This window comes from Mycobacterium numidiamassiliense, assembly GCF_900157365.1.
Lineage (GTDB): Bacteria > Actinomycetota > Actinomycetes > Mycobacteriales > Mycobacteriaceae > Mycobacterium > Mycobacterium numidiamassiliense.
The window spans coordinates 329,171-353,195 of the sequence record NZ_FUEZ01000003.1 but is presented as its reverse complement, the minus strand read 5'-3'; the positions used below and the strand labels follow the sequence as shown (position 1 = coordinate 353,195).

Sequence of the window (24,025 nt, the reverse complement as noted above, 5' to 3'; positions counted from 1 at the left end):
CGAAATACGTTGTACTACAACGTAACGACCCGCCACGGCGCCGTGGCGGGTCGCTTCGGGCAGAATCAGCCGGCCATGAACTGGTGGTAAGCGGATTCCAGATTCGGTGGCAGTGCGGCCACGTTGCATTGGCGTTCGGTGTCGCCGATCGGCGCCAGAATGCCGCGCAGGTCGTAGTACTCGTTCGGATGCGCGGTGAAGTAGCCGCGCAGGCTGGACGCGGCCTGCGGAGCAGGCTGGCCATAGGCGGCCATGACCACCTGGTTGGCATCGGGATGCCCCGCGAGGTACTGCTCTGCCGAGCCGGTCACCGAGGAAACAGTGGTGTTCACCCCGGCGGGACTGCAGTCAGGTGCTGCCGCCGCCAACGGCGCAGCGGCGATCCCCATCGCCATTCCCCCGAGCAGACACCCGGCGCTGATTCCGACTATCTGCCGGCGCGCGACGATACTGCTGATTTTCATGATTAGCGTTGTCCTTCGAATTGATCTGGACTGATTGCCGGGAACACTGCTCGTCCCAGAATCCAACGTAGCGGAAAGAAGAGACGGTGGCGTTCTCCCGCAACGAACGCGAACCTGGCATCGCCACTTGGGCGCGAGCAACTTCCACCACAGCGGGGCCATGTGTAACGCGGACAACAAAAAAAGTCCGACATTTGCTGAGAATTCTTAGGAAGACGAAGCTCCTCTTAAGAAATCGTGAACGCGATCGTGATGAATCCGTGACCTGCTAACGGCACGAGTCGATGGCGCGACGGAAGCCTGTGGCCATCTGCTTCCGTCGACTGGTTTCCGATGATTAGTCGCGTTGCCGGCTGAATCCTGGGTAATCGGATCGCATGGACCCTTCCAACCCGGCCCTCAGGCACGACCTTGCTGTGCGCATGGCTGAGCTCGCACGCATGATTGCCGCGCCTCGCACTCTCGAGCAAATACTCAACGACGTGACCGCGACGGCGGTGGAGCTCATACCAGGCGCCGACGTTTCGGGAATTCTGCTTGTGAAAAAGGGCGGAGATTTTGAGTCCTTGGCAGATACCTCAGGCTTGGCTTCAGAGCTCGACAAGCTGCAGCACGACTTCGGGGAAGGACCCTGCGCCGAGGCCGCTCTTCAGGAAACGGTTGTGCGGAGTGACGATCTCCGTACGGAGTCGCGCTGGCCACGGTATGCACCTGCGGCTGTGAAGCTCGGCGTGCTCAGTGGCCTGTCTTTCAAGCTGTACACCGCAGACCGCACGGCGGGCGCGCTGAACTTGTTTTCATTCAGCGCTGGCGTCTGGGACACCGATGCCGAGACCACTGGCGCAGTTCTTGCCGCCCATGGTGCTGCAGCGATTTTGGCAAGGCGCCACGGCGAGCAGATGCAAGCGGCGTTATCGACCAGAGACCGGATTGGTCAAGCCAAAGGCATCATCATGGAACGCTACGGCGTCGATGATGTGCGCGCCTTCGAGATGCTGCGGTCGCTGTCCCAAGAGAGTCAAACTAAGCTCGCCGGCGTTGCCCAACGCGTTATCGAAACCTGCGGCGACAGCAACTGAAAACTTCAGCGGCGCAGGTGGTTCATCAACTGTCCCCACGTAAGACCCGACAGCGACGCACGTTGCCGCGACAACCGCCTCGGCCGAACGTTTCGGCGACCTCGCGCTGAGGCGACGTGAACAACTGGGCCAGTGATTCATAGGTTCGACACAGCGGTTCCATAGCCTGCCGCGCAACGATGTCAGTGGGGATGCGGATTGCTGGCCTTAAGGGGGAATAGTGACTCACCACACCGCTGCCGCGGCGCAACCCGAATCTACGGGCGCGACCGCGGTTATCGGCGAGCTGAGCGACACCCGTGCCCAGGGCGCCGCGCCTAGTCTCGTGAAGCCACGGCTACGCGGATGGATCCACCAATACTGCGCCGTCGTGGCTGCCATTGCGGGTACGGCACTGGTCGCCGTTTCTTGGGCAGAGGCATCCAAACGGGCCGGGCACTCGACGCTGACGTACGCCCTGACGGTGATAGCGATGTTCACGGTCAGTGCTGTTTACCATCGCGTCGACTGGAAGTCGGCGACCGCCAGGCAATGGATGAGGCGGCTCGATCACGCGATGATCTTCCTACTCATCGCCGGCAGCTACACACCGATCGCCAGGCTGGGCTTATCGCACACGACGGCGTATGTGGTGATGGAGATCGTGTGGGCCGGCGCGGCGGCTGGGATTGCGTTGACGCTGTTTTGGCCGACGGCGCCGCGCTGGGTCGGCGTGCCGCTCTATCTGTTGCTGGGCTGGGTGGCCGTCTGGTTCGGCAAGACGATTGTGCACCACGCCGGCTGGGCGCCGACCATACTGCTCGTCGTGGGCGGCGTGCTCTACAGCGTCGGCGCGGTGTTTTACGCCCTGCGTTGGCCCGACCCGTGGCCGAAGACATTCGGCTATCACGAGATATTCCACGCTTGCACCGCGGTCGCGGCACTTTGTCACTACATCGCCATCTGGTTCGTCGTCTTCTCCGGCTAGCCAGGTGGAAATTCGTTGGCGCTGCCAGCACTATTCGATCGCGTCGGGGACTTGCTGTTCGGCGATCTTGCCTAAGCGCCACATGCATTCGCGGTTTCGGGGAGCCACGCCGAGCAACTGCACGCTGTCGGGTACCCAGCGCAGAGGGCGGCTCACCACAATCTCGGTCATCGCGACGCGGCATCCGCCGTCGGGAAGGTCGCTCAGCCGCAACGTAATTCGAGCCTGTGCTGCTGGCCGGATTTTTGCCATTAGAACCAGCTCCTCACCGGGGATGCTGTGTTCTACCACCGTCTCGTCGTCGATCACCGCCGGCCAGGTGCCGATGGAGTGCAGAATGCGGGTGCCTGGCGCGGGCCAGTTCGAATCCACTGCGCGGATTCGGCTGTTGCCCACCACCCAGCCTGAGTATGTCCAGCCGTTGGCCAGTACGTCCCATACGCGTTGCCGGCTGGCGGCGATGTCTCGGGTCACGGTCATGGATATGTCCTTCCTTTCGCAGACGTGTCTGCGGCTCGCGGTGCCGATGCGGTGAGGGGTAAGCGTCGCTGGGACTATCGCGAAAGTGCCTCACGCACAACAATATTTACGAGCACGAATGCGCGGTCAAATCGCGGGTGGCCGGTCCTTCCAGCAGCGTGCCGTCCGGCGCGAACCGCGAACCGTGCAGCGGGCACTCCCACGACAGATCGGCGTCGTTCCAATTCACGATCCCCCCGAGATGGGGGCACACCGGCGAGACACGATGCTCCGTGCCATCGACCCGCGATCTTGCTTCCAGATGCCAGGGCGGTCCGCTCACCACGCCGCTCTCGTCCTGGTTGAGACTACGACGGCTCGTGCGTGCCGCCGGGGTAACCCAGCCCTTGGCCAAGTTAAAGCCGACCTCGATGTTGGAACGCAGCGCGGTTCGCAGCCCCGACAGTTCGTGTGGGCTCCAGCTATCGAATGCACTGGACCAGTCCATCCGGCCGCCCAGTATCCGGCTCGACAGCGCCAGTGCTGCGGCCGCGCCGTTGGTCATACCCCATTTGTTGAAACCCGTTGCGACGAAGATGGAGTCATTACTCGGCAAGATGGGACCTACATAGGGCAAATCATCGATCGGTGTGTAGTCCTGTGCCGACCAAAAATGAGTCTGCACGGCGCCCGGGTAATGAATACGCGCCCACGACAACAATTCCTCCAGCGCTTCGGAGGGTCTCTTTTCGCGACCAACGGTGTGGCCCGCCCCGCCCACGATCAGCCGCTCTCCATCCTGGACCGGCGCGTAACGCACTGAACGCGTGGGGGAGTCGGTGGAAATCATCATCGGCCGGGTGATATCGCCTGGGACCTTGAACGCGAAACAGTAAGACCGGCTGGGCTTTACGCGCGCGAAAAAGCCGCCGCGGTCCAGTATCGGAATCCCAGTGGCGAGCACCAACTGCGCGGCCTCGATCTGGACTTCTTGCTGTGCGGCATCGTTGACTTGGATGCGTAGGCGGTTTCCGTGGCCGGATACCCGTCGCACCCGAGTGTGTTCCACTAATCGTCCACCGCGGCCAATTAATTCGAGAGCCAACGCGTCAAGGAACGACATCGGATCGAACTGCGCCTGGTCGGCGAGCCGCACGCCACCGTGATACGGGAACGGCACTTTGGCATCGTCTTCCCACTCCGCGGGCAGACCGACCGCCTGGCACGCTTTTAGTTCGGCCCGCGCGGACGCGATGCCTTTGGCGGACTGAGCGTAAGTATAGGCATCCTCGCGCTGCACTGCGACGCCGCGCGCCTCGCAGTGGTCGAGAATCCAACTCTGACCTTCATGGTTGCCGTCCACGTACGCGCGGGCCACGCCGTTGCCGTGCTTGGACAGGATCTTCGACAGATGGCTGCCCTGCAGCAAGCTGATCTTGGCAGTGGTATTTCCAGTGGCGCAGGCACCCACCGTGCGTGCTTCCAACACCAGCACGTCTCTACCGGCACGCGCCAGCAGCACCGCGGTCATCAGCCCAGTGATGCCCGCACCCACGACGACGGCATCGGCGGACCGGGCGCTGTCGTCGAGCTGGCTTGCAGCCCAGGGCTTTTCGACTCGTTCGGTAAGCCATAAGGACGTCATTGTTGGCTGATACCCCTCGGTGCGTTCGGGAAACGACTGCTCTCTTGGATGCGTGACGGCGCTGCCGATAACGGCGACAAAACCATCAGCCTGCGGGAGGTACAGCCGAGGCCATCACGAGAGCGGCTCGATCCCACACCCGATGCAATCCCAACCCGGCTGCCAACGCGGCGGTAAATACGGTGTCCACCGTATCGGCGGTCTCGATCCCCGGATCCGCGACGGTGATGCCCGCCGAGTCCAGGATTGCGACACCATCGCCCCACGCGGCGATGACCTTGCAGTGCCGGAACGCTTCCTGGAGCAAAACAACCAGCTTGATATCGGTGGTCGCTGCCGTCCCATCGGCTACGACGAGCGCGTCGAACTCGATCGACCGCGCCGTCAGTAGCGTCCGGTCCACCGTGACGCTGCGGCGACCAGCCTTCAAAACGCCGCCGCACGGGGCGATCACCAGTGCGGTGACGCCAAGCCCGGCGACCGATTTCACCAGCTTCGACACCCCGGCGAGGTCGGAGCCCGTGTCGGCGATGATGCCGATCTTGCGTCCATCGATTCGTCCCGGCTCGGCCAAGATCTGCACAAGTGCCGGCGAAATCATGACGTGCTCGGCGGGCTTGCCTTTCGGAGCCGCCAAACCCAGGCCCGCGGCCACCTGCTCGCACAGATCGGTGTCGACATTGGCCAGAACCCGCAATTCGCGCTTTTTGATGTCCTGCTCGTAGACCTTGCCTAGTTCGAAGGTGAAAGCCTCCACCACGTGGGCTTGTTCGATCGGGCTCAGGCTGCGGTAGAACATCGTCGCCTGGGAGAAGTGGTCGTCGAAGGAGGCCGGTTGGGCTCGCGTCGCGGGGCCGTCGATCACCCGCGGCGTTTGCACATAGCCGCCGTCCTTCTCGCCGGCCAGCAGTGGCTCGTCATCGTCGATGCTGTTGGGGTGGTAGGCGGCGGTGCCCGTGTGGATGGCGGTCTGATGCATCCCGTCGCGCAGCATGTCATTGACCGGGCAGTGTGGCCGGTTTATCGGCAGCTGCGCAAAGTTCGGGCCGCCGAGCCGGGTGATCTGGGTGTCCAGATAGGAGAACAACCGGGCTTGCATGAGGGGGTCGTTGGTGGGTTCGATACCCGGCACCAGGTTGCCGGTGTGGAAGGCGACTTGTTCGGTTTCGGCAAAGTAGTTGGTGGGGTTGCGATTTAGCGTCATCTTTCCGATCAGCTGCACTTGGGCCAGCTCCTCGGGGACCAATTTGGTCGGGTCGAGCAGGTCGATGCCTTCGAAGGCATCGCTGCCATCATCGGGCAGCACCTGGATGCCGAGTTCATACTCGAGGAAGGCGCCAGCCTCGATGCCGTCGGCCATGTCGCGGCGGTGAAAGTCTGGGTCGCACCCGGCGGCGATCTGCGCCTCTTCCCACACCAAGGAATGCACTCCGGCGACCGGCTTCCAGTGGAACTTCACCAGGCTGGTTTTGCCGGCGGCATTGACGAGCCGGAAGGTATGTACTCCGAACCCTTCCATGGTCCGGTAAGACCGTGGGATGCCCCGATCGCTCATGTTCCACAACACGTGGTGAGTGGCCTCGGTATGCAGCGACACGAAGTCCCAGAACGTGTCATGCGCGGATTGTGCCTGTGGGATTTCGCGATCCGGTTGCGGCTTGGCGGCGTGGATGATGTCGGGAAACTTGATGCCGTCCTGGATGAAGAAAACGGGCATGTTATTGCCTACGAGATCGAAGGTGCCTTCCTCGGTGTAGAACTTCACCGCAAACCCTCGGGTGTCACGGACCGTGTCGGCCGAACCGCGCGAACCTAGCACGGTTGAAAAGCGGGTAAAGACATCGGTTTTCGTGCCCTTCTTGCCGAGGAATCCGGCTTTGGTGACCGACTTCGCGGTGCCATAGGACTCGAACACACCGTGTGCCGCCGCACCGCGGGCGTGCACGACGCGCTCCGGGATGCGCTCGTGATCGAAGTGTGTGATCTTCTCCCGCAGATGAAAGTCCTCTAACAGAGTCGGACCGCGGTCCCCGGCCTTGAGGGAGTGATCGGTATCGGGCAGCCGCAAGCCCTGCGCGGTGGTCAGGTACTTACCGGACTGGGACCGCGGATCGATATCAGGCGTCTGGCCGTTAGTGACACCGGTCGGGCTGGTGAGCTTGGGACTGGACTGGTCGGGTTTACGTGGGGCAGGCATACGTTCTCCAAGTGAAGTGGGCGTTGGAAAGGAGAGAATCGGTAGCCGCGCTGTCGGACATCCGAAAATTTCTGCGTCGATTGGTGACTACCCGGAAATTGGGAACGCAACCAGGGGACGCGACTCAGCCTCACGGGCCTGCCTGCCGCGGCTCGATTAGTCGGATTCGCGGATTCTGTTCGCAGCTCGGGAAACGGGTACTCCGCGATTACGGAACCCATTCCGTCGACCGATTGGCAGAGGCGTCAGATGACCGGAGTTAAGAACGACCTCATCACTGAGGGGCAAGACGCGGAGGTGGAGCGCGATCTGGTCGCTCAACCTCACCAACTCGAGGGCCCGGTCGCCGAGGCGGAAACCATCGCCGCCGAAATGAGCTCCGATGAACAGCCCCTCGGTCAGCTGGGGCGCCGCTTCGATCGGCGATCCCCGTTTTTCGTCGGAATGGCAGCGGCGGCCGGTGTCGCGGTTACCTACGGGGCGGTGCATGTCCTGGAATCCATGTCCTCGATACTCGTCCTGATCGGCGTGGCATTCTTTCTCGCGCTGGGTCTTGAGCCGGCCGCCTCCTGGTTTGTCAACCACAATCTGCCGCGGTGGGCGGCGACCACGCTGGTGTTCACCATCTTTCTCGCGCTGTTGGGCGCCTTCGTTGGTGCGGCAATCCCCCCGCTCGCCCAACAGGCCGGTGAGCTGATACACGAAGCGCCGCACTATATTCAGCAGGCCCAAGACCACTCCTCGGCGGTCGGCAGAGTCAACGATCGCTTCCATCTGCAGCAGCGGATTACCGACGCCGTCAACGGCTCGGGCGGGTCCATCCTCAACGACCTGGTCAGTGCGGGAACCGCCGTCTTCGAAGCGATTGCCGACATTCTCGTAGTCGCGGTGTTGACGGTGTACTTCCTGGTGGACATGCCCCGCATCCGCACGACGCTGTACCGGCTGGTGCCGCACAGCCGGCGGCCCCGCGCCATCCTCATCGGCGATGAGGTCTTCGCGAAGGTGGGCGCCTACGTCCTTGGCAACGTATTGATCTCGATCATCGCCGGGATTGCCACCTTCATTTGGCTGATGGCCTTCTCAGTTCCGTACCCGCTGCTGCTGGGTATCTTCGTGGCTGTCTTCGACTTGATCCCCGTCGTCGGGTCGACCATCGCCGGTGTTGTCGTCGCCGCCGTCGCGCTCACCGTGTCGCTTCCGGTATGTGTTGGGACGGCCGCGTTCTTCGTGATTTTCCGGCTTGCCGAGGACTACCTCTTGGTGCCAAAGATCATCGGGCGAGCGGTGCAGGTGTCGGCACTCATTACCGTAGTGGCCGCCTTGATCGGCGGCACGCTGTTGGGGATTGTCGGAGCTCTCGTTGCCATCCCGATCGCAGCGGCTCTACAGCTCCTGGCTCAGGAAATCCTCTTCCCTCGACTCGACAAGCTGTAGGGGCAGCAGCCACCGTGAATGGTCGTCGGCCAGTCGCCGACTCTGGCTACGATGCGGCCAGGTCTTGTGCGGCAACCATTTTCAGCGCTCGGCGCTCGGAGATGCGGTGGGTAACGCGTCGGCAGAAGCGCGGAAAACTAGTCTTCGACCGACCTGATAGCCTCGACGCGAGGCGTTATGACAACCGATTACATTTTTTGAGAGACCGTGACCGGATACACGCCCGACATCCTCGCCGAGGGGCTGGACGTCATCTTCTGCGGCATCAATCCGGCGGTCACCGCCGCTGCCGACGGGCACAATTTCTCGCACCGCAACAACCGATTCTGGTCGGTGCTGCACCTCGCCGGCTTCACCGACAGGCAATTGCGACCTGAAGACGAACAGCAGCTGTTGCAATTTGGCTGTGGAATCACCGCGGTGGTGGCGCGGCCTACTCGCCAGGCACGCGAGATCACGGCCCAAGAGTTTCGGAGAGCGCGACCAAGCTTCGAAGCAAAAATTCTTAAGTATCGTCCTCAGGCGACGGCCTTCCTCGGCAAGCTTGCCCTCTCGGCGATGACCAGCAGTCACCACATAGATTGGGGCCCACAGCCATTCGCATTCGCCGGAACCGAAGCATGGGTGCTTCCCAACCCGAGCGGTCTCAACAGAAGCTTCACGCGGGACGCGCTGGTCAGCGCGTACTCCCAGTTGCGATTGGCTTTGACCGACCGCAAACGGTAGGGCGTACGTGAACGAGGGTTCGCTCGGCGCCGTCCCATGGCTGCCGTGTCACTGGCGGCAGGACGGCGCGCACGTGTGCGTGTGCGGCGATCGTCAGACTTCGGTTTCTTCCTGCGCCCATCGCGGCAGGCGCCGCAGTGGCGACCGCGCCGCCGCCAATGCGGCGGAACGCCCACCGTTGATCGCGGTCAGCGGTGGGGGCTGACCCTTGCGCAGCGTCGCGATCAGCTCGCGGTACGGCCCGATCAGGTAGACGGTGTCGCCTGCTTGCAATTGGGAGTTGCGCCGGGGCCTGAGGCTGACCGGCCCTTCCGGTCGCGTGACCGCGATGACGCGGGTTTGGGTGGTCAAGTCCACCATGCGCCGCCCATCCAGCTCGCTGCCCGCCGCGACGAGCATGGCGCCGACCATGAAGGAGCGCTGCCCAACCCAAAACGTCCCCAGCACTTGCAAACCCATTGCGGCGCCGATGAACCAGGGGGCCGCCAGGTCGACGATCGACCGGACGTTTTCGAAACCGAACCGCTGGTGGATCGCAGTCCCCAAAGCGCGGCCCTGCACGCGCATGACGATCGGCGTCTTCGTGTCGGATCCCAGGAGCTCGAGCAGCACGATGCCGGTCTCGATGTTCTCCATGTCGTTGTCGGTCACCACCGCAATGCCGCGGGCGGAGTCGACGCGCGCCGATTCCAGGGTCTGGCGCATTGTCGAGTCTCCGAAAACTACCGGCACGTCGAGTTCGGCCACGGTCGGCAGGTAGCGGTTGTTCTCGTCGTCCTCGATGACCACGACGTCGTATCCGTGGGCGGCCAGGTCACTTATCACGCGCATGCCGACTGAACCCAGTCCGATGACGACCACGTGCCCTCGCATACGGCGTGCCCGTCGGAGTCCGGCCGTTTGCACGAATCGGCGCGACAGCAGCAGGTCCGCAAGGAACGCGACCACGAGCGCGGTGATGATCACGCCGGTGAACATCAACCCGATGACGAACAGTCGCAGGAATGTGGACTGTTGGCCGAAGGGGGTTTCGCCGAACCCGACGGTCGTGATCGTCTCGGAGGTGAAGTACAAGGCGTCGAGCCACGACATCGGCGGATTCTGGTAGGCGAAGCGCACCACGGTTGCCGAGCCGATCGTGAGGAACGCCGCCAGGGCCAACGAGGGAAGGAGCATCGGATTCACGTCGTCACGCATGGCGCGCAAGGCATCGATGGCGCGCCGCACCCGCGACTGACTGGAGCGCGTGGCTGTCCGGGGCGGCACCTTGATCCCACGGGCCTCCAATTCGTCCTTCACCCCGATCATCGAGGTGAAGTCGCCGGCGTAGACCTTCAGATCACGTCCCGGACACGCCACCACCTCCCCGGGGTTAGGTGACTTTTTGCCATGCACCACTGCCACCGGGGCCAGGTCGGCGTAGATCTCGCGCAGCGTTCCGTCGTAGGGCGCGGGGGCACCCCAGACAACGAATTCGGTTCCGGCCGAGTCGAACTGGTGCGCGTTGCGCGACAGTACCGCCTCGACGAGGGAAGGGGCCGCGAGGTCGGCGACGTCCAGTATCGCGCCGGGGCCGTTAACGACGGCCACCGCTTCACGCAGCACGTCGTTGCCCAGACGCGCCACCACGCGCACGTCCGGGCTGTATTGCCGTGCCAGTAAGGCAATTTCGAGATTAACCGCGTCGTTGGGCCCGGCACAGACGACGGCGCGCGCGCGGTGTACCCCGGCGCCGAGGAGGTCGGCGGCGGTATTGATGTGGATTATCCGCGCGCCGGCCCCCCTGAGTTCCTCGGCGATCGTCTTCGTCAGAGCATCATCGCCGCTGACGATGATCTCGCGATGCATGATCTCGCGCATGTGGCGGGAACCGAGCCCTTTCCTGCGCTCGTCAACAACGTCGATCGCGAATCGATGACATCGTCTTGACTATTCGGCTGTCGTTTTTGCGTTGTGCGGCATGACTACTCCCACGTCGGCTGGCGTCTGTGTGCACTCGTTCACATCTGGTTCATATGACTATCGGCCACTATGCCGGATTGCGCCACCGGAGCGGCTCGGATTATGCAAGTCAACATCGATGTGCCGCAAGCGGAGTCGGGGACAACGAACTCGTCGAAGCCGCTCTTTATGGCGCGCAACAGATTCGACTTGAGTCCGTCACGCGGACGAAATAGTTGAGGCGTAGAAAAAACCGTCGCGCTGCTGATGCCCATGTGAAATGTGATGATACTGGCGAGGTCTGCCGTGCGTGGTGGTGGCGCGGCGAGCGTGAGTTGTCAGTGATGTCGGCCCGGGTGCGGGATCGGCATGGTTTGCTGGCGCCGCCAGTATCCCAGCAAAGGAGCGACCTGTGTCCGAGAATTCGCCCGACGATATCTTTAAACTCGTCAAGGATGAGGACATCGAATACGTTGACGTCCGCTTCTGTGATTTGCCAGGCGTCATGCAGCACTTCACAATTCCGGTTTACGCCTTCGATCAGACCGTGTTCGAGGAAGGCTTGGCTTTCGACGGCTCCTCGATTCGCGGCTTCCAGTCGATCCACGAGTCTGACATGTTGCTGCTTCCCGACCCGGAGACCGCGACCATCGACCCGTTCCGTCAAGCCAAGACGCTGAACGTGAATTTCTTCGTGCACGACCCGTTCACCCTCGAGTTGTATTCGCGCGACCCGCGCAACGTGGCACGCAAGGCGGAGAACTACCTGGTCAGCTCTGGCATTGCGGACACCGCCTACTTCGGTCCAGAGGCCGAGTTCTACATCTTCGACTCGGTGAAGTTCGACACGACCATCAACGGCTCGTTCTATAAGGTCGACGCGACATCCGGGTGGTGGAATACCGGGGAAGATTTCGAGCCCGACGGTCGCCCCAACCGCGGCTACAAGGTCCGGCCCAAGGGTGGGTACTTTCCGGTCGCCCCGACCGACCATTACGTCGACCTGCGCGACCGGATTCTCACCAACCTGACCAACGCCGGCTTTTTGCTGGAGAAGGGCCACAGCGAAGTGGGCAGCGGCGGTCAGACCGAGATCAACTACAAATTCAACACGCTGCTGCACGCCGCCGACGACCTACAGATGTACAAGTACATCGTCAAGCAGACCGCATGGCAGGACGGCAAGACCGTCACGTTCATGCCCAAGCCGCTGTTCGGCGACAACGGATCCGGTATGCACTGTCACCAGTCGCTGTGGAAGGACGGCATTCCGCTGATGTACGACGCGGAGGGGTATGCCGGCCTTTCGGACATCGCGCGTCACTACATCGGCGGCTTGCTGTACCACGCGCCATCGCTGCTGGCGTTCACCAACCCCACGGTGAACTCCTATAAGCGGCTGGTCCCCGGCTACGAAGCGCCGATCAACCTGGTCTACAGCCAGCGCAACCGTTCAGCCTGCGTGCGTATCCCGATCACCGGCAGCAATCCTGCGGCCAAGCGGCTGGAGTTCCGTAGTCCCGATTCGTCGGGCAACCCGTACCTGGCGTTCTCGGCCATGATGATGGCCGGTCTGGACGGCATCAAGAACAAGATCGAGCCGCCTCCCCCGGTCGACAAGGACCTCTACGAACTGCCGCCGGAAGAGGCCGCGGAGATCGTGCAGGCTCCGACGTCGCTGTCCGCGGTCATCGACCGCCTGGAGGAGGACAGCGAATACCTCACCGAGGGTGGTGTATTTACCCCCGACCTGATCCAAGCCTGGATCAACTACAAACGCGACTTCGAGATCGCGCCGTTCAACCTCCGAGTCACCCCGTACGAGTTTGCCCTCTACTACGACGTGTAAAGCCGGGCCGGCCCGGGTATTTGCTGATCGCGCGGCGATAAGACTGCGTCCGGCGCGTCGCGATGGGGCTAGGTAGGGTCAACGAGGTGTGTGGAGCCGCAGGCGAGGTGCGTCTCGACGGTCGAGCCCCCGATGTGGCGGCGGTATCGGCCATGGCTCAGGCCATGGCGCCGCGGGGGCCGGACGGGGCGGGCGTGTGGTCGCAAGGCCGGGTTGCCCTGGGTCATCGGCGCCTCAAGATCATTGACCTGACCGAAGCCGGGGCGCAGCCGATGGTCGACTCCGACCTGGGCCTGGCGATCGCCTGGAACGGATGTATCTACAACTACCAGCAACTGCGCCGCGAGCTGGAGGACCACGGTTACCGGTTTTTCTCGCATAGCGACAGTGAGGTGCTGGTCAAGGCCTACCACCGCTGGGGCGACGACTTCGTCAGCCATCTCAAGGGCATGTTCGCGTTCGCCATCACCGAGCGCGACAGCGGCCGGGTGTTGCTCGGACGGGACCGACTGGGTATCAAGCCGCTGTATCTGACCGAGGACAGCCACCGGGTCCGGTTCGCCTCGACGCTGCCGGCCTTGCTGGCGGGCGGCGGGGTCGACACCCGCATCGACCCGGTCGCACTGCACCACTACATGACCTTCCACTCGGTGGTGCCGGCGCCGCTGACGATCCTGCGTGGTGTGCGCAAGGTGCCGCCGGCGTCGCTGATCGCCTTCGAACCCGACGGGCAGCGCACCACCACGACCTACTGGGAACCCGACTTCACCCGCCACGACGACCGCGCCGACTGGTCCGAACAAGACTGGGAAGACGCCGTGCTTTCCTCGCTGCGCACCGCGGTCGAGCGTCGCCTGGTCGCCGACGTCCCGGTCGGCTGCCTGCTCTCCGGCGGCGTGGACTCCAGCCTGATCGTCGGCTTGCTCGCCGAGGCCGGCCAGCACGGGCTGTCGACCTTCTCCATCGGCTTCGAGTCCGTCGGTGGCGTCCAGGGCGACGAATTCCGCTACTCGGACATCGTGGCCGAGCGGTTCGGCACCGATCATCACCAGATCCGCATCGGAACCGACCGCATGCTGCCCGCGCTCGACGGGGCGATCGGCGCGATGAGCGAGCCAATGGTCAGCCATGACTGTGTGGCCTTTTATCTGCTCAGCCAGGAAGTGGCCAAGCACGTCAAGGTGGTGCAGTCGGGTCAGGGCGCCGACGAGGTGTTCGCCGGTTATCACTGGTACCCCCCGATGGGTTCGCCGGACGCCGCCAGCATCGACGGATCGCTCGCGGCATACCGGGCCGCCTTCTTCGACCGTGACGTCGCAGGACTCGAAGCGATGTTGGCGCGAGGCAACGTCGCACCGGGTGACCCCAGCGAGCGTTTCGTCAGCGAGCACTTCGCGCAAGCCAACGCCGACACCGGCATCGACCGTGCGCTGCGACTCGATACGACGGTGATGTTGGTGGACGACCCGGTAAAGCGGGTGGACAACATGACGATGGCCTGGGGGCTGGAGGGGCGCGTGCCGTTCCTCGACCACGAGTTGGTCGAGCTGGCAGCGACCTGCCCACCGGAGCTCAAGATCGCGCACGACGGCAAGGGCGTCCTCAAACAGGCTGCGCGACAGGTGATTCCGTCGGAGGTCATCGATCGGCCCAAGGGCTACTTCCCAGTTCCGGCGCTGACCCATCTCGAGGGGCCGTACCTCGACATGGTTCGTGACGCGTTGTATGCCCCGGTCGCCAAAGAGCGTGGGTTGTTCGACTCCGGGGCTGTCGATGCCCTGCTGGCCGACCCCAACGGCAGGCTAACCCCGTTGCGCGGCAACGAACTCTGGCAGATCGCGCTACTCGAGCTTTGGCTACAGCGGCATGGGGTGGCAGGGCCAGCGGCATGACCGCCATCGACCCAGCAGAAGACCACCCCGAGGCGATCACCCTCGGCCTGCATGACGCCTCGCCGCCGCACATGGTGGACGCGATGGCGAAGGATGTGAAGCTCGAATTAGGTTGGGGTCGGCTCATTTTCGGGCAGACCTTCGCCGATCCCGCCACGTTGGCCGAGGTGCTGCGGGGGGAAGAGCCCGGACGGCGCGACATCTGCATCTATGCCCGCGAGTCGCATGTGGTGATCGCCGGCGCGCCGACCGAGCTGTTCATCGACCCCAGCCACACGTATCGACTGCGCTTCACCAGTGAGTCAACCGACGAAGGCGCGGCCGCACCGCCGGCCGGCGTGACGGTGCGCACGCTGGAAGACCCGAGCGATGCGGACGCCATGAACCGCGTCTATGTGCGCTGCGGGATGGTCCCGGCGCCGCTCGAGACGATCTGGGACAACCATCTGCACGCGGAGGCGGTGACCTACCTGGTTGCGGTGCGCGACGAGGACGGTGCCGTGGTCGGCACCGTGACCGGCGTCGACCATGAGTTGCTGTTCTCCGACCCGGAGCACGGATCGAGCCTCTGGGCCCTAGCGGTCGACCCCGCCGCGGCCGTGCCAGGCGTCGGCGTTGCGCTGTCCCGGGCGCTGGCTGAGCACTTTCGGACCCTGGGTCGCGCCTATCTGGACCTGTCCGTCGCCCACGACAACGCCGCCGCGATCGGCCTCTACGAGAAGCTGGGCTTCCGCCGTGTTCCGGTGCTTGCGATCAAACGGAAGAACGCGATCAACGAGCCGTTGTTCAGTTCGCCGCCGGAGACGGTCGACGACCTCAATCCCTACGCAAGGATCATCGCCGATGAGGCGCTGCGCCGCGGAATCTGGGTCGAGGTCCTCGACGCCGAGACGGGTGAGATGCGGCTGTCCCACGGCGGTCGCAGCGTGCTGACCCGCGAATCGCTGTCCGAGTTCACCTCCGCCATCGCCATGTGCCGGTGCGACGACAAGCGCCTGACGCGCCGGCTCGTCGCCGAGGCCGGCATCACCGTGCCTCGAGCCCGCTTGGCCACCTTCGACGAAGCCGACTACGACTTCCTGCGCGAAGTCGGCGAGGTCGTCGTCAAACCGACGCGGGGAGAACAGGGCAAAGGCATCACCGTCGGCATCACCGCCGACAGCGGTCCCGACGAGCTCGCCGCGGCTCTGGCTCGTGCCCGAGAGCAACATCCAGAGGTGCTCATCGAGCAGCGTATGCCCGGCAGCGACCTGCGCTTGGTGGTGATCGATGGCCGGGTGGTTGCCGCCGCGCTTCGGCTGCCGCCAGAGGTGATCGGCACCGGCGATCACACCGTCCGGGAATTGATCGCGGCCGCAAGCCGGCGACGTGCCGCGGCAACGGGTGGTGAGTCCCGCATTCCCCTCGACGACCTGACCGAGGCGACGGTGGCCGAGGCCGGATGGTCGCTGGACGACGTGCTGCCGGAGGGAACCCGGCTGTGCGTTCGTCACACCGCCAACCTGCACCAGGGCGGAACCATCAACGACGTCACTTCGCAAGTGAGCCAAGAACTTTGCCGGGTCGCGGTCACGGCGGCCGACGCGATCGGTATCCCGGTGACCGGTATCGACCTTCTGGTGCCCGACGTCGCCGGCACCGACTACGCCTTCATCGAAGCCAACGAGCGACCGGGACTGGCCAACCACGAGCCGCAACCCACGGCAACGGCTTTCATCGACTATCTCTTCCCTGGCCGACCCGGCCAGCCACCGGCCTGGAGCCCCGAGGAATCCCCGCGCTCGACCGAAGGCTAGGGATGGAGCAGTGCTCGCCTGAGTCGCCACTGCCCGTCGTTTAGACCGGCTCTGGGGTCAGTGTGGGGGCAAGCGGACCACTTCGACGAAGAAGCTGTCGATTTGGCGGATTGCCTTGAAGAACTGATCGAGGTTGACGGGCTTGGTGATGTAGGCGTTGGCGTGTAGCGAGTAGCTGTGCAGGATGTCTTCTTCCAGCCCCGATGATGTGAGGACGACGACGGGAATCGAGCCCAGCTCGGAATCATTTTTGATCTGCTCGAGCAGTTGGCGCCCGTCGTACTTGGGCAGATTGAGATCCAACAAGATGAGGTCCGGTCTTGGCGCATCGGCGAATTCGCCGCGCTGGTACAGGAAGTCCAGACCCTCCTGGCCGTCGTGAGCCACATGGAGCCTGTTGCGAATCTTGTTCTGCTCGAAGGCTTCTCGCGCGATCAGTTCGTCGCCGGCGTCATCCTCGACTAGCAGGACATCGATCGGTGTCTTCCCGTCCATCACTGCTGCAGCTCTCCTTCTGCTCGACGACAGAGTGCGGTTCCGGAGGTTGCTCAACTAAGCACCGCCGAGCTACGCACGTGGCTGGACGTAGAACCCGAACCCTAACCGTAGGGGCACGCGTCCGCCCACGAGACCCCTTTCGAGATATCTGGATTGGAAGCCTCGGCTGCGGGGTATTTCAGCCTTGATCGGCCAACTAGACAGGTGCGCAATAAGGAGAAGTTGGTGTGATTGCTTCGGGAATCATTGTCACGTTGATCGGATATTTTTCTGGGCTCGACGTTGTGAAAGCGTTCGGCGGTCTGCTGTTCATCGTGATGTGGGGCGCCTCGTCGATGTTTCGGCCGCCGGCGGTAGCCTTTGCGGCCGCTCGTGCGGATTCCGACGCTCGTCGCGTCGCCGCTAAGGCGGTGGCGGCGGGCCGTCCGGCGGCGGAACGGGGCCAGGCGGCGGCGCGTCCGGCGGAGGTGGCGCGTCCGGCGGAGGTGGCGGGTACCACGGTGGATTCGGCTGAACTCTCCCGGGCGGCGGTGCATCCCTGCAGTCCGGCACGAACATAATTGTTCCGCCCACCATCGTCCAGGTGACGCCGCACGCCAGCGGCACCGCGGAGGGCGCATCGGCGGTCGCGATCAGGGTCGCCGTCACCGAGATGACGATCGTGGGACCAATCAGACGCGAGAAGAACTTCAACGCGACCCCTGCTTTCCTGGGAAGCTGATTCACCAGTCTTAGATAAGCCAAGACTAGGCGCAACTCGACCAAATCCCCGGGGTCGACGGTGTGCTGACCTGCCCGGAGCCTTAGCCTGTGTTGCTATGCCGGTGGCTGTGCGGGCGGTGTCTGCGATATTCGCGCTGGTGCTGCTCGGGTTGGCCGGCGTTCACGCCGCGGGCAGAACGCCTGCCGAACCGCTGCTCTGGGCTATCGGCGGAAAGACGGTAGGTTGGGACAACTATCGCCGCCTGGATCGGTTGCCGTATCTGAGCTCAGGCATCCAGACCGAGCAGGTGTCGAGTTTTGACCGCAGCGGCGGTGATTACGACATCTCTCAAGGTAACCAGAACGGCAGCGGTGGGTGCTTGGCGTCCGGGGGTGCCGGCTGCGTCATCGCCGAGGATCGCGGTGCGGGCGAAGTCGATTCGATCTGGTTCACCCGCGATGGCGGAAATGTCAGTGCGCTCGGGGCAATTCGCATCGAGCTGGATGGCAAGACGGTGGTCGACGCGCGGCTGCAATCGGTGGTTGATGGTGCGCTGGGGGCGCCATTCGTCTGGCCGCTGGTGGCGAACGCGGCGCAATCGCCGGGGGGCGTCTACATCAAAGTGCCTATGCCGTACCGAGAGTCGATGCGGATCAGCATCGCGACGAATCTGCAGTACTACCACGTCGGCTATCGTCAGTTCTCCACCGCCGACGGTGTCGCCACCTTTTCGCCCGCGGATCCCGCACTCGACGTGATCGCGACCCTGCGCGCCGGGGGCACCGCCGATCCCAAACCGGCGGAACCCGCTGCGGTGCATAATAATCGGACCGTCCAGGTTCCCGCAGGCGCTGCGACGGCGATCGCGGAATCCGTTGGCCCCGGCATGATCTCGGCGTTGCATCTGCAGCTGCCCGCACCGGCGGACCAACAGCTGGCCGGGCTGCGGCTGCAGATCGAATTCGACGGCCAGACGACGGTCGACTCGCCGCTTGGCGAGTTCTTCGGCGCCGGGCTGGGCGCCGAAAGTGTGCGATCGCTGATGTTTGCCACGAGCCCGCAGCCCGACGGATCTGTCGCGTTATCTGCCTGGTGGCCAATGCCTTTCGCCGACACGGCCCGCGTCTGGCTGGTCAATGCGACCGGCGATCCCGTCTCGGGGATCGGCAGCGACGTCGTGACCACCCCCGACCCGCAATGGGCGCCCGCGCTGGCCGGCGGCCGCGCCGGATACTTCACCGCACGCTCGCACGCCGGCCCCACCGTTCCCGGTCAGGATTGGTCATTCGCCGACGAACGGGGCCACGGAAAATTCGTCGGCGTCAGCCACACCGTTCGAGGTGCCCGGACGAAAACGGCGTTCAGCGACGGCGCCCCGTACTTTCTCGAAGGAGCTGAACGCGGCTACACCGACGGTTCCGCGTCGCCGCAGTGGTATGGCACCGGTACCGAGGACTTCTACGAGGGCGGCTGGTATTTCAAGGACGGCACCCGTTTCAGTGATCCGATGAACGGCCATCCCGATCAACGGGTCGCCGCCGGCGGATGCGCCGACTACTGCGTGGCGCTGTATCGGCTGACGCTTGCGGAGTCCATCAACTACCACTCCGCGCTCCGCTTCAGCATCGAGCACGGTAAACGCAACATGGTCCAACCCGATTACAGCTCAACGGCATTCCTCTACACGCAACCGAACGCCACCGCTACCTCCAGCGACGACATCAACGCCAGCGATCCGGTCAGCCGGCTGGTCCACGGCTACACGGACGACGCCGCCACCGACCAACTGCTCATCAGCCAATACGAGGGCACCGACGACCTGCGCACCATCGCCGGGCTGGTCCGTACCACCGCATCCGCGATCACATTCCACGTCCAAGTCGACCCCGACAACCACGGAGTCCTGCTGCGTCGCACCTCTGATCAAGCGGCCGGCTATCAATCGGCCGATGTGACGATCGACGGCGTGCCGGCCCGGACCTGGCTTCAACCGCGTAGCAACAACATTCATCGCTGGCTCGACGACACCTACCTCGTGCCGGAGACCCTGACCGCCGGCAAAGCGCTCATCACGGTGACGCTGACACCCACACCCGATTCCCCGCCTTGGACCGCCAGTCGCTATCACGTCGACAGCGTGACGGCGTTGTCGGATCGATGAACGCCCGCCTCAGAACCCGGCGACCAGGGCGTTGTTTTGCGGGCAATACGAGTGCACAGAGATGGCCACGTAGGCATTGGCGTTGTCACTGAGCGCGGGGTTGCTAGCGCGAAACGCGTCGGCGATCTGCTGCACCGAGACACCCCGCCCGAGGTCCGTACATACCATCTTGCCGTTGTAGATGGCGGCCTCGGGATTGGCGAACGAGATGCCGCGGTCGTTGAGGGCCTGGACATACTTGTTGTCCTGATCCGGCGTGGATGCGATGGACGGCGGGGCAGCCGAACTCGTCGTCGACGCGCCTTGCTTCGGAAGTGCGGCCGGTGGCTGCGCCGCGGACTTGGACGCGGTCGGCGTGGCGTTACCCGCCGATTGGTCGTTGCCGCTGAACATCCAACTCGCTAGGACGATCGCGCCTGCCAGCACCACACCGGCCGCCACCAGCGCGCCGGCCCTGCCCCAGGTGGAGAGCCAGGACTGCCTGGTTGCGGCCGGCTCGCCCCTGGTGCTGGTGTCCTCATTGCCGGACCAGGCGAGATCAACCGCATCGGTGGGCATGGAATTGGGCACAGCCGCGGTCTTGTCGATGTCCTGCGCGAGGGTCTCATCGCCACCTTGGACCGGCTCGGACATGAGGGCCATGGTAGCCATTGCCTGGATTAGCTCCTAGGCTGCGGCCATGCCGATCGACCGTGCCGCGCTCGTCGCGGGCAGCATCCGACTCGCCTCAGGCGTTCATTTCCTTGCCGATCCTCTCGGTGCGAACCGGCTGTGGGGCGACCCGGAGCCGCCGACGCCGACCGCGCGGTTGTTGTTGCGGTCGATGGGCTATCGCGACGCCTTGATCGGTGGGCTGCTCGCTGGGGCAGCCCTGCGCGGCAAGAACACTCGCGGCTGGTTCCTGGCGTCCGGCGGTGCCGATGCGGCCGACCTGCTCGGTGGGCTGAGTGTGCACAGTGAGCTGCGCCGCTCGCAACAACTCATCGGCCTGGGTGGTGCGGTGGTCGGCATCGGCGTGGGGCTGTGGGGCGCGGCGCGGCGCACAACTAAAGAGACGTCAGATTAGCGGCGCACGGTATTTCGAGTGCTCTCGTGGCCTTGATGCCTTGCGGGCTAAGATCGCCAAACTGGGCTAAATCTCAAGTGCCGCAGAATGTTTGGTAGTTGCCGAAGTCTTCAGGTGCGGGCTGCGCGTAGCGCTCGAACCCGGGCCGTTTGTCGTACGGGGCGGTGACGGCGTCCAGCAGCTGTTCGACCGGCGTCAGATCGCCCGCCGTCGCCGCGGTCAGGGCCTCCTCGACCAGGTGGTTGCGCGGAATGTAGATCGGGTTGGCGCGATCCATCGATGCGGCGTCCGGGCCCAATGCTCGCCAGGTCGACAGCCAGGTGTCGAAGCCGGCGAGGTCGGCGAACAGACCGCGCGCGGGTTCGGCGTCGCCTCGGGCCGCATCGCCGAGGTGACGGAAGAACGAGGTGTAGTCGACGTGGCTTTCCTTGAGCAAGCGCAGCAACTCATCGAACAACGGTGTGAGGATCTCCCCGTGCAGGTCCGCGGGGAGCCCGAGCTTGGCGCGCATGCCGGACGACCAGGTGGCGTCGTACACAGCTGCGAAAGCCCCGAACGACGCCTCTGCGAGCGCGATGCCCTCGTCGACGTCGTCGGCGAGCAAGGGGAGCAGTGTTTCGGCGAACCGGGCCAGGTTCCACCCGGCGATGGCTGGCTGGTTGCCGTAGGCGTATCGGCCCCAGGAGTCGATCGAACTGAAAACGGTGTCGGGGTCGTAGGCCTCCATGAAAGCGCATGGTCCGTAGTCGATGGTTTCGCCGGAGATCGTCATGTTGTCGGTGTTCATCACGCCGTGCACGAACCCGATCAGCATCCATCGGGCGATCAGGGATGCCTGAGCGGCGACCACCGCTTCGAACAGCGCGAGGTAGGGACGTTCGGCCTTCGCAGCGCTGGGGTAGTGGCGGGCGATCGCATGGTCGGCGAGGCGTCGTATCAGGTCGACGTCGCCGGTCAGCGCGGCGAATTGGAAGCTCCCGACCCGCAGGTGACTGCCGGCGACGCGGACGAGCACAGCGCCGGGCAGCTGCGTTTCCCGGTGGATCGGGCGCCCGGTACTGACCACTGCCAAGGAGCGCGTCGTCGGAACGCTCAGGGCGTGCATCGCCTCGCTGACGAGGTATTCGCGCATCATCGCCCCCACCCCGGCCAGGCCGTCGCCGCCGCGTGCGAACGGAGTCTGGCCCGATCCCTTGAGGTGGAGGTCGCGGATATACCCCCGGTCGTCGACGAGCTCGCCGAGCAGCAACGCGCGCCCGTCGCCCAACCGGGGCACGAGGCCGCCGAACTGATGCCCGGCGTAGGCCTGGGCCACCGGGGTCGCTCCGGCTGGCACCAGAGTGCCCACCAGAAATCGCAGTCCGTTGGGGCTGCGCAGCCAATCCGAGTCCAGGCCGAGCCCGGCGGCAAGCGTTTCGTTCAGGACGAGCAGCCGCGGGTCGGGAGGCGTCCGAGCTTGCCAGGGGATACCCATCTCGGGCAGTTCGCGGGCGAAGCGGTCGTCTAGGACGACACTGATCTCGGGTGCGACACTCACGTCCTCCAGAGTACGGAGATTCGGCGGCTAGCCGGTGACGTGGCGGATGGCGTCGCGAGCTCGGTCGAGCATCGACGCGAACGGCCCTACCACGAAGTTCAGTTTCGCCGATTCCACCCCGGCATGCGGATGGGTCGGCGCGATGGCCTGAGCGGCTCGCACCGCTGTGGCCAACCGCTTGAGATCGTTGATGTCGAGTCCCTTTTCCAGATAAGGGAATTCGTCGATCTCCTCGCTCTCGGCGTGGTCGAGGACCGCCTCTCGCAGCGTGGTGAGCTGGTCGATGAACTGCTCTGAGGTGATGTCGAGCTTCTCGATGTCCGACAGCAACGCCTTGGCGTCGTGTTCTTCCTTCAGGCGTGCGTCGACGATTGCGTCGCCGGCGTCGGCCTTGCTCCGCGCCAGGGGATGTACCAGCATTTCCTCGGCCGTCTCGTGGACGGCCAGCAGTTGGCGCAACGCCGCGAACGGCTCCTCGCGTGCTTCGGGGTCCGACGCCAGCAGCACTTGGTCGAACATGTCCTCGATCAGGTTGTGCTGTGCCTTGAGGAACGCGATGACTTCGTCAGGCGATTCGATAATCATCTCGGTCACGGCGATACCTCCGGATTAGGGCCGTCAATCGGTACGGGCATGGGCTGTGCGCCGTTTTCAGGGAGGTACCCAGGCCGGGCACGGGTAAACGCGTCAGTGCGCTGATCAGCTGCCGTTTGTGGCCATGAGACGATCTCCCGGTGCGATTGGGCTTGCATGCGCTGGGCATCGGTACCGGCGCCGACCGGGCGGTGATCGACGCTGTCGCGTCGGCGGCGGATCGCTGCGATTTCGCCACCCTCTGGGCGGGCGAACACGTCGTCATGGTGGACCGTTCCGCTTCGCGCTATCCCTATTCCGACGACGGCACCATCGCCGTGCCGGCCGGGGCCGACTGGCTCGACCCGATGATCGCGCTGGCCTTCGCCGCGGCCGCGTCGTCGCGGATCGGTGTGGCGACCGGCGCGTTGTTGCTGCCCGAACACAATCCGGTGGTGGTGGCCAAGCAGGCCGCGAGCCTGGACCGGTTGAGCGACGGGCGGCTGACACTGGGAGTCGGCGTCGGATGGTCCAGGGAGGAATTCGACGCGCTCGCAGTGCCTTTCGAGCATCGAGCCGCGCGTACCGCCGAATACGCCAGAGCCATGCGCACCCTGTGGCGCGATGACATTGCGTCGTTCGCGGGGGAGTTCGTCGGATTTGACTCGATCCGGGTCAACCCCAAGCCGGTCCGCGATCGTCGCATCCCGATTGTGTTGGGGGGCAACAGCGATGCGGCGCTGCGCCGGGTGGCGACCTGGGCCGACGGTTGGTACGGCTTCAACCTGGACGGCGTTCCTGCGGTGCGCGAGCGACTTGGCAAGCTGGATGAGCTATGCACCGGTTTGAATCGTGATCGCAGTGAGCTGCGACTGGCCGTCGCGCTGCGAAGTCCGCGTGCACAGGATTTTGATGAGCTCGCGGCATTGGGGGTTGACGAATTGGTGTTGGTCGAATCCCCACCGGGAAGCCCGGAGGCGGCGAGCGAATGGGTTACGGCGTTGGCTGTGCAGTGGCTGAAAGGACGCAGATAGT

21 protein-coding genes are annotated in these 24,025 nt (G+C 64.2%); 12 read left to right on the top strand and 9 right to left on the bottom strand.

What is annotated here, in order from left to right; genetic code table 11:
* Positions 1-65: 65 nt before the first annotated feature.
* Entirely contained in the window at positions 66-464 is a 399-nt protein-coding gene (locus MNAB215_RS01410; protein WP_077077128.1) for a heme-binding protein, read from the bottom strand.
* Between the two features lie 377 nt (positions 465-841).
* Here MNAB215_RS01410 and MNAB215_RS01405 point away from each other — a divergent pair, with 377 nt between their 5' ends.
* Together MNAB215_RS01405 and trhA are read left to right on the top strand one after the other, a co-directional pair.
* On the top strand, positions 842-1,543 hold the full coding sequence (locus MNAB215_RS01405; protein ID WP_077077127.1) for a GAF and ANTAR domain-containing protein: 702 nt from the start codon (positions 842-844) through the stop codon (positions 1,541-1,543).
* 220 nt (positions 1,544-1,763) lie between these two features.
* Positions 1,764-2,510, top strand: coding sequence for a PAQR family membrane homeostasis protein TrhA (gene trhA / locus MNAB215_RS01400; RefSeq protein ID WP_083745963.1), 747 nt, complete (start codon positions 1,764-1,766; stop codon positions 2,508-2,510).
* Positions 2,511-2,540: 30 nt separating this feature from the next.
* Here trhA and MNAB215_RS01395 read toward each other — a convergent pair whose 3' ends face one another.
* The 3 genes from MNAB215_RS01395 to MNAB215_RS01385 all read right to left on the bottom strand — a co-directional run bounded on the left by MNAB215_RS01395 (position 2,541) and on the right by MNAB215_RS01385 (position 6,811).
* On the bottom strand, positions 2,541-2,990 hold the full coding sequence (locus MNAB215_RS01395; RefSeq protein WP_077077126.1) for an SRPBCC family protein: 450 nt from the start codon (positions 2,988-2,990) through the stop codon (positions 2,541-2,543).
* Positions 2,991-3,096: 106 nt separating this feature from the next.
* A complete protein-coding gene (locus MNAB215_RS01390) occupies positions 3,097-4,614 on the bottom strand; it encodes an FAD-dependent oxidoreductase (RefSeq protein WP_077077125.1) in 1,518 nt (505 codons plus the stop codon).
* Between the two features lie 85 nt (positions 4,615-4,699).
* The gene (locus MNAB215_RS01385; protein WP_077077124.1) at positions 4,700-6,811 is read right to left on the bottom strand and encodes a catalase; all 2,112 of its coding nucleotides are present in this window, start codon (positions 6,809-6,811) and stop codon (positions 4,700-4,702) included.
* A 249-nt stretch (positions 6,812-7,060) separates the two neighbouring features.
* On the opposite strand from MNAB215_RS01385, the gene MNAB215_RS01380 reads away from it, so the two are divergent.
* Together MNAB215_RS01380 and mug are read left to right on the top strand one after the other, a co-directional pair.
* Positions 7,061-8,248 carry an AI-2E family transporter gene (locus MNAB215_RS01380; protein WP_077077123.1) on the top strand — a complete coding sequence of 396 codons (1,188 nt, stop codon included), beginning with the start codon at positions 7,061-7,063 and terminating at the stop codon, positions 8,246-8,248.
* Positions 8,249-8,455: 207 nt separating this feature from the next.
* A complete protein-coding gene (gene mug, locus MNAB215_RS01375; protein ID WP_077077122.1) occupies positions 8,456-8,974 on the top strand; it encodes a G/U mismatch-specific DNA glycosylase in 519 nt (172 codons plus the stop codon).
* A gap of 93 nt (positions 8,975-9,067) precedes the next feature.
* Here the strand turns inward: mug and MNAB215_RS01370 are convergent, their stop codons facing one another.
* The gene (locus MNAB215_RS01370; protein WP_077078328.1) at positions 9,068-10,822 is read right to left on the bottom strand and encodes an NAD-binding protein; all 1,755 of its coding nucleotides are present in this window, start codon (positions 10,820-10,822) and stop codon (positions 9,068-9,070) included.
* A gap of 505 nt (positions 10,823-11,327) precedes the next feature.
* Between MNAB215_RS01370 and glnA the strand changes: the two genes are divergently transcribed.
* The 3 genes from glnA to ngg all read left to right on the top strand — a co-directional run bounded on the left by glnA (position 11,328) and on the right by ngg (position 16,452).
* Entirely contained in the window at positions 11,328-12,764 is a 1,437-nt protein-coding gene (gene glnA, locus MNAB215_RS01365; RefSeq protein WP_077077121.1) for a type I glutamate--ammonia ligase, read from the top strand.
* 86 nt (positions 12,765-12,850) lie between these two features.
* Positions 12,851-14,656, top strand: a complete 1,806-nt coding sequence (locus tag MNAB215_RS01360; protein ID WP_077077120.1) for an N-acetylglutaminylglutamine amidotransferase — start codon at positions 12,851-12,853, stop codon at positions 14,654-14,656.
* A complete protein-coding gene (ngg, locus tag MNAB215_RS01355; protein WP_077077119.1) occupies positions 14,653-16,452 on the top strand; it encodes an N-acetylglutaminylglutamine synthetase in 1,800 nt (599 codons plus the stop codon). Before MNAB215_RS01360 ends, ngg begins: the two co-directional genes overlap by 4 nt.
* A 57-nt stretch (positions 16,453-16,509) precedes the next feature.
* Here the strand turns inward: ngg and MNAB215_RS01350 are convergent, their stop codons facing one another.
* Positions 16,510-16,947 (bottom strand): response regulator, encoded by a 438-nt coding sequence (locus tag MNAB215_RS01350; RefSeq protein WP_077077118.1) that lies wholly within the window; start codon positions 16,945-16,947, stop codon positions 16,510-16,512.
* A 230-nt stretch (positions 16,948-17,177) separates the two neighbouring features.
* Here MNAB215_RS01350 and MNAB215_RS29360 point away from each other — a divergent pair, with 230 nt between their 5' ends.
* The 3 genes from MNAB215_RS29360 to MNAB215_RS01340 all read left to right on the top strand — a co-directional run bounded on the left by MNAB215_RS29360 (position 17,178) and on the right by MNAB215_RS01340 (position 19,814).
* Positions 17,178-17,510: a hypothetical protein gene (locus MNAB215_RS29360; RefSeq protein ID WP_077077117.1), complete on the top strand. Its 333-nt coding sequence runs from the start codon at positions 17,178-17,180 to the stop codon at positions 17,508-17,510.
* A 23-nt stretch (positions 17,511-17,533) separates the two neighbouring features.
* Positions 17,534-17,671, top strand: coding sequence for a hypothetical protein (locus MNAB215_RS29590; protein ID WP_165691512.1), 138 nt, complete (start codon positions 17,534-17,536; stop codon positions 17,669-17,671).
* Positions 17,672-17,798: 127 nt separating this feature from the next.
* On the top strand, positions 17,799-19,814 hold the full coding sequence (locus MNAB215_RS01340) for a glycoside hydrolase family 172 protein (protein ID WP_077078327.1): 2,016 nt from the start codon (positions 17,799-17,801) through the stop codon (positions 19,812-19,814).
* Between the two features lie 9 nt (positions 19,815-19,823).
* Here the strand turns inward: MNAB215_RS01340 and MNAB215_RS01335 are convergent, their stop codons facing one another.
* Positions 19,824-20,447, bottom strand: coding sequence for a DUF732 domain-containing protein (locus MNAB215_RS01335; RefSeq protein WP_245830098.1), 624 nt, complete (start codon positions 20,445-20,447; stop codon positions 19,824-19,826).
* A 46-nt stretch (positions 20,448-20,493) separates the two neighbouring features.
* Here MNAB215_RS01335 and MNAB215_RS01330 point away from each other — a divergent pair, with 46 nt between their 5' ends.
* On the top strand, positions 20,494-20,880 hold the full coding sequence (locus MNAB215_RS01330) for a DUF4267 domain-containing protein (RefSeq protein WP_077077116.1): 387 nt from the start codon (positions 20,494-20,496) through the stop codon (positions 20,878-20,880).
* A gap of 73 nt (positions 20,881-20,953) precedes the next feature.
* Here the strand turns inward: MNAB215_RS01330 and MNAB215_RS01325 are convergent, their stop codons facing one another.
* Complete coding sequence (locus MNAB215_RS01325) at positions 20,954-22,417, bottom strand: protein adenylyltransferase SelO (protein ID WP_077077115.1); 1,464 nt, start codon at positions 22,415-22,417, stop codon at positions 20,954-20,956.
* A 27-nt stretch (positions 22,418-22,444) separates the two neighbouring features.
* Positions 22,445-23,002, bottom strand: coding sequence for a hemerythrin domain-containing protein (locus MNAB215_RS01320; RefSeq protein WP_425436415.1), 558 nt, complete (start codon positions 23,000-23,002; stop codon positions 22,445-22,447).
* 149 nt (positions 23,003-23,151) lie between these two features.
* Here MNAB215_RS01320 and MNAB215_RS01315 point away from each other — a divergent pair, with 149 nt between their 5' ends.
* Positions 23,152-24,024 (top strand): TIGR03619 family F420-dependent LLM class oxidoreductase, encoded by an 873-nt coding sequence (locus tag MNAB215_RS01315; protein WP_077077113.1) that lies wholly within the window; start codon positions 23,152-23,154, stop codon positions 24,022-24,024.
* Position 24,025: the final 1 nt, after the last annotated feature.

Coding starts and splice junctions, on each gene's coding strand:
- MNAB215_RS01320 (WP_425436415.1), bottom strand. CDS start 23,002: ATGATTATCGAATCGCCTGACGAAGTCATCGCGTTCCTCAAGGCACAG.
- MNAB215_RS01380 (WP_077077123.1), top strand. CDS start 7,061: ATGACCGGAGTTAAGAACGACCTCATCACTGAGGGGCAAGACGCGGAG.
- MNAB215_RS01405 (WP_077077127.1), top strand. CDS start 842: ATGGACCCTTCCAACCCGGCCCTCAGGCACGACCTTGCTGTGCGCATG.
- MNAB215_RS01395 (WP_077077126.1), bottom strand. CDS start 2,990: ATGACCGTGACCCGAGACATCGCCGCCAGCCGGCAACGCGTATGGGAC.
- MNAB215_RS01330 (WP_077077116.1), top strand. CDS start 20,494: ATGCCGATCGACCGTGCCGCGCTCGTCGCGGGCAGCATCCGACTCGCC.
- MNAB215_RS01350 (WP_077077118.1), bottom strand. CDS start 16,947: ATGGACGGGAAGACACCGATCGATGTCCTGCTAGTCGAGGATGACGCC.
- MNAB215_RS01385 (WP_077077124.1), bottom strand. CDS start 6,811: ATGCCTGCCCCACGTAAACCCGACCAGTCCAGTCCCAAGCTCACCAGC.
- ngg (WP_077077119.1), top strand. CDS start 14,653: ATGACCGCCATCGACCCAGCAGAAGACCACCCCGAGGCGATCACCCTC.
- MNAB215_RS01390 (WP_077077125.1), bottom strand. CDS start 4,614: ATGACGTCCTTATGGCTTACCGAACGAGTCGAAAAGCCCTGGGCTGCA.
- MNAB215_RS01335 (WP_245830098.1), bottom strand. CDS start 20,447: ATGTCCGAGCCGGTCCAAGGTGGCGATGAGACCCTCGCGCAGGACATC.
- MNAB215_RS01370 (WP_077078328.1), bottom strand. CDS start 10,822: ATGCATCGCGAGATCATCGTCAGCGGCGATGATGCTCTGACGAAGACG.
- MNAB215_RS01410 (WP_077077128.1), bottom strand. CDS start 464: ATGAAAATCAGCAGTATCGTCGCGCGCCGGCAGATAGTCGGAATCAGC.